Source organism: Micromonospora sp. DH13 (genome assembly GCF_020873825.1).
In the GTDB taxonomy this organism is placed as follows: Bacteria; Actinomycetota; Actinomycetes; order Mycobacteriales; family Micromonosporaceae; genus Micromonospora; species Micromonospora haikouensis.
Window position 1 is genome coordinate 148,036 of sequence record NZ_JAHWGR010000006.1, and the last position, 13,359, is coordinate 161,394.

Below are 13,359 nucleotides of genomic sequence, written 5' to 3' on the forward strand. Positions count from 1 at the left end.
GGCCGTTGTCAGGCAGGCAGCGGCCAGCGGTCAACCGGCGGCGGTTGCCGGTCGGATCAGCGGTCGGCGGCCCGGTCAGCGGTCGGCGGAGCGGTTCCAGGGCGAGCGGGGCAGGGCGGTGCCGGCCAGCGGGCGGCGGGCGCGGCGGCGGGGCCGGCGGCCCGGGGTGCAGGGCGGGCGGGAGGCGGTGCGCGCGGACGCCTCGGGCACAGGTGTCTCGGGCACGGTCACTGGTTGAGGGCCGGTTACGGGGTGGCCGCCGATCAGGGGGCGGCGGCCGATCAGCCAGCAGAGAAAACGGGCCATCGGCGGATCACCCGACCGGGAGACGCGCGGCCTCGGCGGCGGAGATGTCGTACTGGGCGCCGCAGAAGGTGCACTGCTGGACGTAGCGGGTGCGGATCGGGATCAGCGGGACGAAGAAGAGGGTGAACTTCGTCGACCGACGACTGATCACCTGGGCGGCGTGGTTGCCGCAGTTGCGGCACACCTGCTGCGCCACACCCGACCGGTCGACCTTGGTGCGGAGCCCGAATATGAAGAACATCGCCCCGCAGTACCCACCCGCGCCCGCTTCTGCACCTGCCAGGCGAAGATCGGGCAGATGCCTACGGCACCGGGGTCGGGTCCGGGAGCCAGATCGGCTGCCAGTCGGGCAGCTCGTGGAACCGGACCAGCTCGCCGAACCCCGCGACCGTGCCGCTCCACGCCGCGTACGGCGGGTTCTGCTCGTCGAAGCCGCTCTGCACGAAGGTGAGCTTCGTCTTGCCCTGGGACTCGGCCAGCTCCCAGGTGGTGACGCCCGTCGGGCCCCAGTCGATCGACATCCGGCGGCCCGGCTCCAGGTCGACGACCTTGGCCGCGTAGCCGGACTCGAAGCCGCCCATGGCGTACCGGCCGCCGACCCAGGGCTCGATGCCGATCGGGTAGCCGAACCAGGCGCTGGCCTGCGCCGAGTCGGTCAGCGACTCGTACACCTTGGCCGGCGGGGCGGCGATGAGCAGCTCGCCGCGCAGGTCGGCGGAGGTGAAGTCGGTGCGCGGCAGGAGCTGGCGGCCCTCCAGCCGGGCGGCCAGGTTGGCGACCGCCAACGCCCAGTACGTCTGGAGCACGCCCCGGATCGTGCTGCCGCTCATCGCCTCGGCGAAGTCGAAGTGGCTCTGCCGGAGGGTGAGGATCGTCGCGTCGCCGTCCGGCTCCAGGGTGAACTCGGTGGTGGTCTCCACCCCGTCGAGCAGCCAGCCGAAGCGCAGCGTCCGCTCGTCGGCGTGCAGCAGCCGCTGGTGCGGTGCGTCGCCCTCCGGCGTGTAGCGCCCCCAGAACGCGTACCGGTGGGGCAGCTCCACCTCGGCGTGTTCGGCCAGCCAGGCGCGCAGCTCGGCCGGGTCGGTGAGGGCCCGGTGGACGGCCTCGGCGGGCGCGGCGAGGCAGGCGCGCACGGTCATCGGTTCAGTCATGTTTGTACGTACAAAAACTTCTTGTCAATGGGTTCGACGAAAGGGGACGGCCGGTGCGGCCGTCCCCTTTCGTCAGTGCCCGCCGGTCAGGCCGACCAGTCCGGCCGCAGCGGGTAGCCGTTCGCCCCGCGCGGGCCGTTGCGGGTGGCCAGCACCTGGTGCAACTGGATCTCGTTGCGCTCGAACGCCAGCCGCGACCCCGCCATGTAAAGTCCCCACACCCGGGCGGTGCCCTGGCCGACATCGGCCACGCACTCGTCCCAGTGCGCCACCAGGTTGCGGCACCAGCCGGCGAGGGTCAGCGCGTAGTGCTGGCGCAGGTTCTCCTCGTGGTGCACCTCCAGCCCCGCGTCGTGGATCTCGCTGATCAGCCGGCCCGGCCCCGCCAGCTCGCCGTCGGGGAAGACGTACCGGTCGATGAACGCGCCCGAACGGTGGGGGGCCCGGTTGTCGGCCCGGGTGATGCAGTGGTTGAGCAGCCGCCCGCCGACGCGCAGCCGGCCGACCAGCGCCCGGAAGTAGGCCGGATAGTTGCGCACCCCGATGTGCTCGGTCAGGCCGATCGAGGAGATCACGTCGAACTGCTCGCGCGGGGCGTCCCGGTAGTCCAGGTGCCGCACCTCCGCCAACTCCGACAGCCCCTCCCGCTCGATGGCCGCCTGCGCCCACTGCGCCTGCGCCCGAGACAGGGTCACGCCCAGCGCCTTCACGCCGTATTCCCGGGCCGCGTGCCGGACCATGCCGCCCCAGCCGCAGCCGACGTCGAGCAGCCGCATCCCCGGCTTCAGCCCGAGCTTCCCGGCGACCAGGTCGTACTTCGCGGCCTGGGCCTGCTCCAGCGTGTCGTCGGGGCTGCGGAACACCGCGCACGTGTACGTCATCGACGGCCCGAGCACCAGCTCGTAGAAGGCGTTCGACACGTCGTAGTGGTGGGAGATGGCGGTGCTGTCCCGGATGCGGGAGTGCCGCAGCCCGTTGACCATCCGCTTCCAGCGCGGCGCGGCCTCCTGCGGCGGAGGCGGCGGCGGCAGCAGCCGCTCCCAGCCCAGCCCGCGCACCAGGGCCAGCCCCTCGGCCAGCGACGGCGGGCGCAGCTTCAGCTCGTCCTTGAGCACCCGCAGCGCCTCGTACGGGTCGCCGGGGTGCACGCCGCCCAGCTCCAGGTCGCCGCTGACGTACGCCCGCGCCATGCCCAGGTCGCCCGGGGCGGTCAGCAGGTAGGACAGGCCCCGCTCGGAGCGGACGGCCAGGGTGATGTCGGCGTCGGCGGGGCCGACGGAGCTGCCGTCGTACCCCGTGATCCGGACCGGCAGGGCCCCGGCCGTGACGGCACGGACCACGTCGGCCACGGTCGGGGTCGCGCGCCGGCTCCCGGCCGGCGGGACGGACGGGACGTCGGCCGCCCCCTGTTCTCGGTCAATCAGGCTCATTTTCGCGCTACCGCCTTCTCGTAAAGTCCGGTGAGCCGGTGGTCCGGGTCGTAACGGTCCTTCACCGCGCGCCAGGTGTCCCCGCCGTAGAGCCGGTCGAACGCCTCGCGGTCGTAGTACGCGTCCGAGTAGAGCGACTTGTGGCCACCCGCGTCGGACACCGCGCGCTCGACCAGCCGGTTGACGTCGCCGTCGGCGGCGCCCCCGGTGATCGGCACGGTCCCCCAGAAGCCGATGTTGACGTAGTTCTGGCCGGGACGCAGCGGATATAGCGGCCAGGCCCGCGCCGAACCGGGGCCGGCCGGCTCGCGCAGCCGCAGCGGGCAGAGCCAGACGGGGGACATCCGCACCTCGCCGGCGAACCAGCGCAGGAAGCCGGCGGTGCCCTCCAGCGGGATCTCCACGTCCTGCACCACCCGCTCGCGGGCCGGCTGGCCGCGCAGCCGGTCGATGCGGGCCGCCACCTGGTGCCGGTGCTCCAGCCGGACGAGGCGGTGGTAGACGTCGCTGCGCCGCAACCGGGCCGGCCAGAGCCTCCGCACGACCGGGTGCTGCGCGCCGAACGCCGCCGAACACCAGAACCAGTCGGTGTCCCACCGCCACAGGTAGTCGTGGGTGGTCAGCCAGTCGCGGGTGCGCCGGGGCAGCGAGCGATAATAGATGCCCTGGCCGGTGTAGTCGCTTACCTGCGGCGCGTCGTCGGTGAAGGTCGCCAGCACGAGGTACGCCTCGCCGGGGCTGAACATCACCCCGTCCATCGCGTCGACCGGCTCGCCGGCCCAGGAGCCGGTGGCGGTCACCTCGCCGATCGCCGCGGTCAACGCGTCGAGGTCGGTGAAGCGGACGTTGCGCAGGGCCACGTACGTGCGGACCGGGGCCAGCTCGATGCGCAGCCGGGTGGCGTAGCCGAGGCTGCCCAGCGAGTTGGGGAAGGCCGCGAAGAGGTCGGCGTGCGGCCCGTCGGGCCGGGCGGTGACGATCTCGCCCGCGCCGGTGAGGACGTCCAGCTCCAGGACGGACTCGTGCGGCAGGCCGTGCCGGAACGACGTGGACTCAATGCCGAGGCCGGTGACCGCGCCGCCCAGGGTGATGGTGCGCAGCTGCGGCACCACCAGTGGCATCAGCCCGTGCGGCAGGGTCGCGGCGACCAGCCGCTCGTAGGTGCACATGCCCTGCACGTCGGCGGTGCGGGCGACCGGGTCGACGCCGATCACCCCGCCGAGGCCGCTGACGTCCAGGCCGGGGGCGCTCGGGGCGGATCTCGGGCGGAACAGGTTGGAGGTGCGTTTGGCGAGTCGAACGGTCTCGCCGGCGGGCACCGCGGCGTACGACTGCCGCAGCAGGTCCACCGCTCCGTCGTGGTCAACTGCATGATCCACACGGCCTGCGCGCATGAGATCACTGTACGCGCGAACGATCGTTCCGGTGGGGACGCTAACCTGGGGCGCATGCCGAAAGCCGTCTGGAACGACCTGGTGATCGCCGACAGCGACGACACGGTGGTGGTCGAGGGCAACCACTACTTCCCCCGCGCCGCCCTGCGCGACGACGTGCTCCGCGCGTCCACGACGCACACCTTCTGCCCGTGGAAGGGCACCGCCTCCTACTACTCGCTGGAGCACGACGGGCGCAGCAGCGCCGACGCCGTCTGGTACTACCCGGACCCGCTGCCGGAGGCCGAGATGGTCCGCGACCGGGTGGCGTTCTGGAAGGACGTCTCGGTCGTCGACTGAGCCGGCCCGCGCCGGCGCAGCAGCAGGGAGAGCCCGGCCGCGCCGATCGACAGCGCGCCCGCGACGTACCAGGCGACGGCGTAGTCGCCGAGCCGGTCGCGGACCAGTCCCGCCCCGGTCGCGGCGAACGCCGCGCCGAGTTGGTGGGCGGCGAAGACCCAGCCGAAGACCACCGCGCCGGACGCGCCGAACCACTCCCGGCACAGCGCCACCGTCGGCGGGACGGTGGCCACCCAGTCCAGGCCGTAGAAGACGACGAACACCAGCATGCTCGGCTCGGCGGTGCCCGCGAAGAGGCTCGGCAGCACCAGCAGCGACGCGCCGCGCAGCGCGTAGTAGGCGCCGAGCAGCAGCCGCGCGTCGAACCGGTCGGTGAGCCAGCCGGACGCGACCGTACCGACGATGTCGAACAGCCCGACCAGGGCGAGCAGCCCGGCGGCGGTGGTCTCGGCCATGCCGTGGTCGTGGGCCGCCGGCACGAAGTGGGTGCCGACGAGGCCGTTGGTGGTCGCGCCGCAGATCGCGAAGCCGCCCGCGAGCAGCCAGAACGGCCGGGTCCGCGCGGCGGCGGCCAGCACGCCGACCGCCCGCGCCGCCGCGCCGCCCGTCGGCGGCGCGGGCGGGACCACCTCCGCCGCGCCGTAGGCGGGCACGCCGAGATCCGCCGGGTGCTCCCGCAGCAGCCACCCCACCAGGGGTACGACCGCCAGCGCGGCCCCGGCGACGACGAGCGCCGCCGCGCGCCAGCCGTGGTCGCGCACGAGCACGGCGACCAGCGGGAGGAAGACGAGCTGGCCGGCGGCCCCGCCGGCGGTCAGCACCCCGGTCACCAGGCCCCGCCGCGCGACGAACCAACGCCCGGTGACGGTCGCCACGAAGGCCAGCGCCATCGACCCGGTGCCCAGCCCGACCAGCACGCCCCAGCAGAGGACGAGCTGCCAGCTCGCCGTCATGAAGACCGTCAGCCCGCTGCCGAGGGCCACCAGCACCAGGGCGACGGTCACCACCCGGCGGATGCCGAAGCGGTCCATCAGGGCGGCGGCGAAGGGGGCGGTGAGCCCGTAGAGCAGCAGGTTGACCGAGACGGCGGCGGAGACGGTGGCCAGCGGCCAGCCGAACTCGGCGTGCAGCGGGTGCAGCAGCACCGAGGGGGTGGCGCGGAAGCCGGCCGCGCCGACCAGCGCGACGAAGGCGACGGCGGCCACGGCCCAGGCCGGGTGGAAACGACGGGTACGGGTCACGCACCGAGTCTCGGGCCCCGACCGCCCGGCGACGAGTGGCCGGAATGCCATGGTGCGCAATAATCGGGCCATGACGTTCGCCCCGCACCGGGTCGCGGTGCTCGCCGTGGACGGGGTGGTCGGCCTCGACCTCGGCACCCCGGCCCAGGTCCTCGGCGCGGCCCGCACCCCCGACGGCGACCGCTTCTACGCGGTAAGCACCTGCACGGCGGGCGGCCACCCGGTCCGCAGCACCGCCGGCTTCCAGGTGCTGCCCGACCACGGGCTGGAGCTGGTCGCCGCCGCCGACACGGTGGTCGTGCCCGGGGTGCACGGCGGCGGGCCGATGACCGACGGCACGGTGGACCCGGCCGTGGCGGCGGCGCTGCGCGACGCCCACGCCCGGGGTGCCCGGGTCATGTCGATCTGCACGGGCGCGTTCGTGCTGGCCGCCGCCGGCCTGCTCGACGGCCGGCGGGCCACCACCCACTGGGCGTACGCGGGGCTGTTCCGCCGGCTGCACCCCACGATCGAGCTGGACCCGGAGGTGCTCTTCATCGACTCCGGCGACGTGCTCACCTCCGCCGGGGTCGCCGCCGGCATCGACCTCTGCCTGCACGTCGTGCGCACCGACCACGGCAGCGACGTGGCGAACCGGGCGGCCCGGCGCTGCGTGGTGCCGCCGTGGCGAGACGGCGGGCAGGCCCAGTACATCGAGCGCCCGGTGCCCCGCGACCCGGCCAACGGCACCGCCGCCACCCGCGAGTGGGCCCGGCAGCGGCTGCACGAGCCGGTGGCCCTGCGCGACCTGGCCGCGCACGCCCGGATGAGCGTGCGCACCTTCACCCGGCACTTCCGCTCGGAGACCGGGCTCAGCCCGGCCCAGTGGCTGCTGCAGCAGCGCACCGACCACGCCCGGCTGCTGCTGGAGACGACGGACCTCAGCGTCGAGCAGGTGGCCCACCGGTCCGGCTTCGGCACCGCCACCGCACTGCGCCAACGCCTGCACGGCCGGGTCGGCGTCTCCCCGTCGGCACACCGCAGGGCCTTCCGGACCCGCGCCTGACCCAGCTCGGTGACACGGCGTAACTCCTTGACCGCCCGCGCACGCCCGACCGGCCGAGCTGACGCTGCGTCACCCTCCTCCCACCTCGCCCCACCGATCCCCTTCCCTTTGCTCTGCACCCACCCACGCAGCAGCGCCGTTGAACTGGCCAGATACCCAAGGCGCGAGCCTTCGGGTGGGGGCGAGGCGATTTCGCAGCGTAAGCGTTGCGTATGCGGGTGCAGAGCAAAGGGGCGCGCGGGTGTGTGGCCCCGGCGGCTGCGGTTGCAGCGTGTCACCTGCCGGTTGGTGGGGGTGGCGCGTGCCGAAGGCGATTCGGCTCGGTGCTCGGGCGCGGCTCCCGGCCCAGCCGCGCCTGCCAGAGCTGCCGGGCCGCCGGGCCGCCGCCGTCGTCGCCGTTGCCGTCGCCGGGTCAGGCGCGGTGGGCGTGGAACTGCGGGCGCAGGGCCCGGAGCTGGGCGAGGTGCTTCGGCAGGTGGACCCGGGCGTGCAGGTCGAGGGTGCGGGCCCAGGGCAGGGTCTCGTCGACCCGCAGGTCGACGTCCTCGTGCAGCCTGGTCTCGACCGGCGTCTGCGCCGCCGGACCCAGCCGGTCGACCAACGCGCAGAGCCGCCGGCTGGTCTCCCGCAGCCGGTCGGCCAGCCCGCCCAGCGCAGCCGACCCGCCCAGCGCAGCCGACTCACCCAACGCAGCCGAGCCGCCCGCCGTCGGCCCGACGCCGCCTGCGCCCGGGTCGGCGTACTCGGCGACGAGGGCGTCGAGTTGCGGGCGGTGGATGGCGTCCAGGTCGTAGTACGCGAACGGGGAGCCGGCGAGCACCGCCTCGGTCGCCTCGCTCATCAGCTCGTCGTTGGCCACCAGGTGCGCCACGATCTGCTCGGCGCTCAGCTCCCCGTCGCCGGGCGGCTCGAACCCGCCGGCCGCCACCTCGGCGAGCACCTCGTCGTACGCCCGCCGCAGAGCCTCGCTGTCCACGATGTCAGTCAACCCCGGTGCCGGCCCGGCCGGGCAGCGCTACCGCACCGGGGTCACCCGGACGGGACCGGGTCACCGGCGCAGCCGGGCCGGCGGGCGCTCAGCGGCGGCCCCGGCGGGCGCGCAGGTAGTCGCTGACCACGTACTCGCCGAGGTCGCCGAGGTCGGGGGTGAACATCCGGCCCCGGGACCGGCGGGCCACCGCGTCGACGAAGCGGCGCAGGCCGGGATCCTCGCCGAGCATGAACAGGTTGAGCATCGCGCCGGCCCGGGTCAGCCGGTCCACCTCCCGGATCGTCGCCGCGACCGTCTCCTCCAGTGGCGGCCAGTGGAAGTACGCCTGGCCATCGTCGGGATCGAGGTGGGCGGTGGGCTCGCCGTCGGTGACCACGAGGACCACCGGCTCCGCACCCGGGTGCCGGCGCAGGTGCCGCCCCGCCAGGCGTAACGCGTGCTGGAGGTTGGTGCCCTGCTGCATGTCCGGCTCGACGGCCGCCAGCTCCGCCTGGGTCAGCGGCGCGGCCTGCCGGCCGAACCCGATGATCTGCAGCGCGTCCTGCGGGAAACGGGTCGCCATCAGGTGGGACAGGGCCAGGGCCGTCTGCTTCATCGGCCCCCACCGCCCCTGCGAGATCATCGAGTACGACAGGTCCACGCACAGCGCCACCGCCGCCGACGCCCGGCGCTCCGTCTCCGCCACCTCGAAGTCCTCGGCGGCGAGCTGGACCGGCACCGACGGCCCCGCCCGCCGTACCGCCCGGTGCAGGGTGCGCACCACGTCGATCGGCTGCTCGTCGCCGTACTCCCACTGCCGCGACGCCCCGCTGACCTCGCCGGCCGCGCCCGCCGTACGCAGGTCGTGCTGGCCACGCGGCCCGGCCGTCAGGTCGGCGAAGACCTGGCGCAGCGCGGTCCCGGCGAGCCGGCGCAGCGCCTTCGGGCTGAGCGTCAGCCCGTCGGCGTCCCGGGTCACCCAGCCCTGCCGGCGCAGCTCCCGCTCCAGCTCCCGCAGCCGGCGCACGTCGTCGGCCGCGTCGCGGCCCAGCGTCCGGGCCACCGCCTCGACGTCCACGTCGTCCAGGGTCGCGCCAGGATGCTCCTGGTCCAGGGCGTCGAGCAGCTCGTCCAGCTCGGCGATCTCGGCGAGCGCCCCGGTCGCCTCGCCGTAGCCGAGCGGCTGCTCGCCGCGGACCCGCTCGCCGCCGCCCCGGTGCAGGTCGGGGCGCAACGCCCGCAGGTTCGCGTCGAGGGCGGCCAGCTCGCCGGCCAGCCGCTCGCCGAGGGACTCGCGCATCAGCCCGGCCAGCTCCTCGCGCTGCCGGTCCGACAGCGACCGCATCAGCCGTTCCCCGGCCGCCGCCCGCCGGGCCAGCACGTCGACCAGCTCGTCGACGTCCCTCGGCTGCTCCGGGAAGAACTCGCCGTGGCGACGCATGAACTCGGCGAACGCGTCGGTGGTGTCCTCCGACCGGGCGTGCCGGGCCAGCAGCTCGTTGAGGTCGCGCATCATCTCCGCGAGCTGCCGCTGGACCTGCGGGTCGCCGGCGGCCCGCGCCGCGTCGCGCAGACCGGCGAAGCGCTGCTCCAGCACGTCGCCGCGCAGCCCGTCGAGGATCCGCCGGTACGCCTGCCGGGCCTCCTCGCTGGCCCACTCGTAGCCCGCCAGCTCCCGCACGGCGCGGGCGGTGGACCGGGGCAGGTTGTCCAGCACCGCCTCGGCGAAGCGGGCCGCCTCGTCGTCGCGCCCGCGCAGCTCGTCCCGCTCGGCGGCGAGGGCCTGGTCGAGCAGCGCCCGGGCGCGGGTCACCGCCCCGTCGAGGTCGCCCCGGCGCAGCGCCTCGCGGCGCAGCCGCCGGGCCCGGGCGGCGAGGTCGTCGAGGCCGCCGCGCCCCTGCGGGCCGCGCCGCAGCAGGTCGCGCAGCGCCTCGCGGAGGTTGCCGCCGGCCAGCACCTCCGCGCCGACCGAGTCGACGGCGGCCCGCACGTCGTACGGCGGGGCGAGCGGGTCGGGGCCGCCGCGCCACTGGCCGTACCGGAACCGGTTGCCGGCCACCTCAGCCCCGGCCACCATAGACGGTGCGCCCGGAGTCGGTGACGTCCTTGCCCAGCCGGCGGGTCAGGTGCAGCCCTTCCAGCACGAACTCGACGCCGGCCGCCGCCTGCTCGGGCGTCGGCGCGTCGCCCAGCCCGAGCCGGTCGAGGGCCTTGGCCAACCCCGGCACGGTGCCGACCTGGCGCAGCAGATCGGCCGAGGCGACCAGTTCGCCGGTCTCCACGACCCGGCCGTCGTCCACCAGCGCGGTGAAGCCGGACAGGTCCAGCCCGGCGAGCCGGGCCCGGAAGGTGTCGGCGGTCGCGGTACGCAGCAGGTGGGCGAGGATCTCGACCTCCCGCCCGTCCTCGCCGCTCTCGAACTCGACCTTGCCGCGCAGCGTGGAGGTCACCGACACCGCGTCGCCGACCCGCGCGACGGGCGCCTCCTCGCGTACCCCGTCGGTGGTGGCACCGGCCGCGAGCAGGCCGGAACGGCGCAGCGCGGCGGCGGCGACGGTCTCGGCGGCGGCGATCGCGAACCGGGCCGACACGCCGGAGCGCTGGTCGACCGACGGGGAGTCGCGCACCGCGCGGGCGAACCGGGCCAGCACCTCCAGCACGTGCTCCGGCACGTCGGCGACCAGGTCGGCCTCCTGCCGGATCAGGGCCAGCTCCAGCTCCAGGCCGAGCGGGTAGTGGGTGTGGATCTCCGCGCCGAAGCGGTCCTTGAGCGGGGTGATGATCCGGCCCCGGTTGGTGTAGTCCTCCGGGTTGGCGCTGGCCACCAGGAGCAGGTCCAGCGGCAGCCGCAGCTGGTAGCCGCGCACCTGGATGTCGCGCTCCTCCAGCACGTTGAGCAGCGCCACCTGGATGCGCTCGGCCAGGTCGGGCAGCTCGTTGACGGCGAAGATGCCCCGGTTGGTGCGCGGCACCAGCCCGAAGTGGATGGTCTCCGGGTCGCCGAGGGTGCGCCCCTGGGCGATCCGGATCGGGTCGACGTCGCCGATCAGGTCGCCGACGCTGGTGTCGGGGGTGGCCAGCTTCTCGCCGTACCGCATGCTGCGGTGCAGCCAGGCGACCGGCAGGTCGTCGCCGGCCTCGGCGGCCAGGGCGCGGGACGCGGGGGTGAGCGGGTGCATCGGGTGCTCGTTGAGCACCGAGCCGGCGATGACCGGGGTCCACTCGTCGAGCAGCGCCACCAGGGAGCGGATCAGCCGGGTCTTGCCCTGGCCGCGCTCGCCGAGCAGCACCATGTCATGGCCGGCGAGCAGCGCCCGCTCGACCTCGGGCAGCACCGTGTCGTCGTAGCCGACGATGCCGGGGAAGCGGTCCCCGCCGGCGCGCAGCCGGGCGAGGAGGTTGTCGCGGAGTTCCTGCTTGACCGTGCGGTAGTGGTGCCCGGCGGCCCGCAGCGCGCCGAGGGTGGCGGGCAGGTCGGCGGGCGGGACCGGGAGAACCTGGTTGGGCTCAGTCACCCGACCCACGCTAGCGCGCCCTCGTTGCAAGGAAGGGCCCCCTGTTAACGCATTCTGTAGAGGAAGGGCCCCTTCCTAACCGCCGTGAACGGCGGGACCGGCGCGACGAGACGGATCACCGATTGACAAATTGATAGGCGCACATCGATGGTTGGAGCGCTCCCAACCACACCACTCGCCGCTCCCGTCCCGGAGGCCGCCATGAACCGTCCGCGTCCCAGATTCCGTCCCGGCCTGCTGGTGCTGGCCGGCGCGCTGCTGCTCGCGCCCGTCGCCCCGAGCCTCGCCTCGGCGGCCACCGCCGCCGAGGCGGCGGGAGCAGCCGGTGCCGCCGCCCCGCCCGCAGTGGTGCCGGCCTGGACGCCGGCTCCCCCGACGCCGAGCACGACGCCGATGAACCCGACGCCGACGCCGACCACGGGCCCGCCGTACCCGACCGACTACCCGACCCCCACCCCCACGCCGACGACCGCGCTCCGCTGCTCGGCGACGTGGCGGCTGGTCAGCGACTGGCCGGGGGCCTTCCACGCCGAGGTGACGGTGCGCAACACCGGCACCTCGCCGATGGCCCGCTGGGCGGTGCGCCTGACGCTCCCCGAGGGCCAGGGCGTACGCGACATCTGGAACGCCACGATCTCGTCGACCATCGACGGCGTGGTCACCATCGGCAACACCGACTGGAACGGCCGGATCGCCCCGGGGGCCAGCACCGCCTTCGGGATGATCGGCACGGGCCCCGCCACCGCACCCACCCTGAGCTGCATCGCCGTCTGACGGCCGCACGATGGCCGGGGCAGCGCCGACGAGCTGCCGCTGTCCCGGCCACCGGCCCGGCGATAGGGTCAAAACCGTGACCTACCTTGCCTCGGACGAGCGCTACCAGACGATGACCTACCGGCGCAGCGGGCGCAGCGGGCTGCGGCTGCCGGCCGTATCGCTCGGGCTGTGGCACAACTTCGGGCCGGATCGGCCGTACGAGCGGCAGCGGGACATCGTCCGGCGCGCCTTCGACCTCGGCATCACCCACTTCGACCTGGCGAACAACTACGGCCCCCCGCCCGGATCGGCGGAGGAGAACTTCGGCCGGATGCTCGCCACGGACCTGAAGCCCTACCGGGACGAGCTGGTGATCTCCAGCAAGGCCGGATACGACATGTGGCCCGGCCCGTACGGCGAGTGGGGCTCCCGCAAGTACCTGATCGCCTCGCTGGACCAGTCGCTGCGCCGGATGGGGCTGGACTACGTCGACATCTTCTACTCGCACCGGTTCGACCCGGACACCCCGCTGGAGGAGACGATGGGCGCGCTCGACGCGATCGTCCGCTCCGGCAAGGCCCTCTATGTCGGCATCTCCAACTACGACTCGGAGAAGACCGAGCGGGCCGCCGCGATCCTGCGGGACCTCGGCACGCCGCTGCTGATCAACCAGCCGTCGTACTCGATGCTCGACCGCTGGACCGAGCGCGACGGCCTGCTGGACACGCTGGAGCGGGTGGGTGCCGGCTGCATCGCGTTCAGCCCGCTCGCCCAGGGGCTGCTCACCGACCGTTACCTGAGCGGCATCCCCGAGGACTCCCGGGTACGCACCAGCGTCTTCCTCAACGAGAGCGACCTCGACGAGCAGAAGATGGCCACCATCCGGGCGCTCGGCGAGGTGGCGGCGCGGCGCGGGCAGTCCCTGGCCCAGCTCGCGCTCGCCTGGGCGCTGCGCGACCCGCGCATGACCAGCCTGATCATCGGCGCGAGCAGCGTCGCCCAACTGGAGGCGAACGTCGCCGCCCTGGACAACCTGGACTTCACCGCCGAGGAGCTGGCCGAGATCGACGGCCACCTCGGCTGAGCGTCACCACCCGAGAGGGTGGGGTGCGGTCGGAAATGGGAGATCTTGGAAGCAAAGGGCCCCTCTGGGGGCCGAATTCTTCCAAGATTCACCCCCGGTTCGCCGCTCGATCCCTCGTGGCCGCCAGC

General features: G+C 74.3%; 13 protein-coding genes. 4 read left to right on the forward strand and 9 right to left on the reverse strand.

Translation table 11 applies throughout. From position 1 onward, the window contains the following. Positions 1 to 75: 75 nt before the first annotated feature. The 5 genes from LPA42_RS08340 to LPA42_RS08360 all read right to left on the reverse strand — a co-directional run bounded on the left by LPA42_RS08340 (position 76) and on the right by LPA42_RS08360 (position 4,281). Positions 76 to 225 (reverse strand): hypothetical protein, encoded by a 150-nt coding sequence (locus LPA42_RS08340; RefSeq protein ID WP_228986461.1) that lies wholly within the window; start codon positions 223 to 225, stop codon positions 76 to 78. Between the two features lie 88 nt (positions 226 to 313). Beyond that, a complete protein-coding gene (locus LPA42_RS08345; protein WP_077936433.1) occupies positions 314 to 547 on the reverse strand; it encodes a zinc-ribbon domain-containing protein in 234 nt (77 codons plus the stop codon). 61 nt (positions 548 to 608) lie between these two features. Next, positions 609 to 1,457 (reverse strand): SRPBCC domain-containing protein, encoded by an 849-nt coding sequence (locus LPA42_RS08350; RefSeq protein WP_077936432.1) that lies wholly within the window; start codon positions 1,455 to 1,457, stop codon positions 609 to 611. A gap of 86 nt (positions 1,458 to 1,543) precedes the next feature. Further along, positions 1,544 to 2,887, reverse strand: a complete 1,344-nt coding sequence (locus LPA42_RS08355) for a class I SAM-dependent methyltransferase (protein WP_077936431.1) — start codon at positions 2,885 to 2,887, stop codon at positions 1,544 to 1,546. Further along, on the reverse strand, positions 2,884 to 4,281 hold the full coding sequence (locus LPA42_RS08360; RefSeq protein WP_077936430.1) for an FAD-binding oxidoreductase: 1,398 nt from the start codon (positions 4,279 to 4,281) through the stop codon (positions 2,884 to 2,886). The genes LPA42_RS08355 and LPA42_RS08360 overlap by 4 nt, the downstream gene beginning before the upstream one ends. Before the next feature lie 54 nt (positions 4,282 to 4,335). Here LPA42_RS08360 and LPA42_RS08365 point away from each other — a divergent pair, with 54 nt between their 5' ends. Further along, positions 4,336 to 4,620, forward strand: coding sequence for a DUF427 domain-containing protein (locus LPA42_RS08365; protein WP_077936429.1), 285 nt, complete (start codon positions 4,336 to 4,338; stop codon positions 4,618 to 4,620). On the opposite strand, the gene LPA42_RS08370 is transcribed toward LPA42_RS08365, so the two are convergent. Then, positions 4,542 to 5,861, reverse strand: coding sequence for an MFS transporter (locus LPA42_RS08370; protein WP_228986462.1), 1,320 nt, complete (start codon positions 5,859 to 5,861; stop codon positions 4,542 to 4,544). The genes LPA42_RS08365 and LPA42_RS08370 overlap by 79 nt on opposite strands. 70 nt (positions 5,862 to 5,931) lie before the next feature. On the opposite strand from LPA42_RS08370, the gene LPA42_RS08375 reads away from it, so the two are divergent. Beyond that, on the forward strand, positions 5,932 to 6,906 hold the full coding sequence (locus tag LPA42_RS08375) for a GlxA family transcriptional regulator (protein WP_228986463.1): 975 nt from the start codon (positions 5,932 to 5,934) through the stop codon (positions 6,904 to 6,906). 412 nt (positions 6,907 to 7,318) lie between these two features. Here the strand turns inward: LPA42_RS08375 and LPA42_RS08380 are convergent, their stop codons facing one another. From LPA42_RS08380 to LPA42_RS08390, 3 genes are all read right to left on the reverse strand, one after another. Next, positions 7,319 to 7,882: a hypothetical protein gene (locus LPA42_RS08380; protein ID WP_077936427.1), complete on the reverse strand. Its 564-nt coding sequence runs from the start codon at positions 7,880 to 7,882 to the stop codon at positions 7,319 to 7,321. Between the two features lie 100 nt (positions 7,883 to 7,982). After that, on the reverse strand, positions 7,983 to 9,935 hold the full coding sequence (locus LPA42_RS08385; RefSeq protein WP_228986470.1) for a VWA domain-containing protein: 1,953 nt from the start codon (positions 9,933 to 9,935) through the stop codon (positions 7,983 to 7,985). Position 9,936: 1 nt separating this feature from the next. Further along, positions 9,937 to 11,400, reverse strand: coding sequence for a sigma 54-interacting transcriptional regulator (locus tag LPA42_RS08390; protein ID WP_198956463.1), 1,464 nt, complete (start codon positions 11,398 to 11,400; stop codon positions 9,937 to 9,939). Positions 11,401 to 11,592: 192 nt separating this feature from the next. Between LPA42_RS08390 and LPA42_RS08395 the strand changes: the two genes are divergently transcribed. Next, positions 11,593 to 12,165: a cellulose binding domain-containing protein gene (locus LPA42_RS08395; protein ID WP_158229383.1), complete on the forward strand. Its 573-nt coding sequence runs from the start codon at positions 11,593 to 11,595 to the stop codon at positions 12,163 to 12,165. A 76-nt stretch (positions 12,166 to 12,241) separates the two neighbouring features. After that, positions 12,242 to 13,231 carry an L-glyceraldehyde 3-phosphate reductase gene (gene mgrA / locus LPA42_RS08400; protein ID WP_077936423.1) on the forward strand — a complete coding sequence of 330 codons (990 nt, stop codon included), beginning with the start codon at positions 12,242 to 12,244 and terminating at the stop codon, positions 13,229 to 13,231. Positions 13,232 to 13,359: the final 128 nt, after the last annotated feature.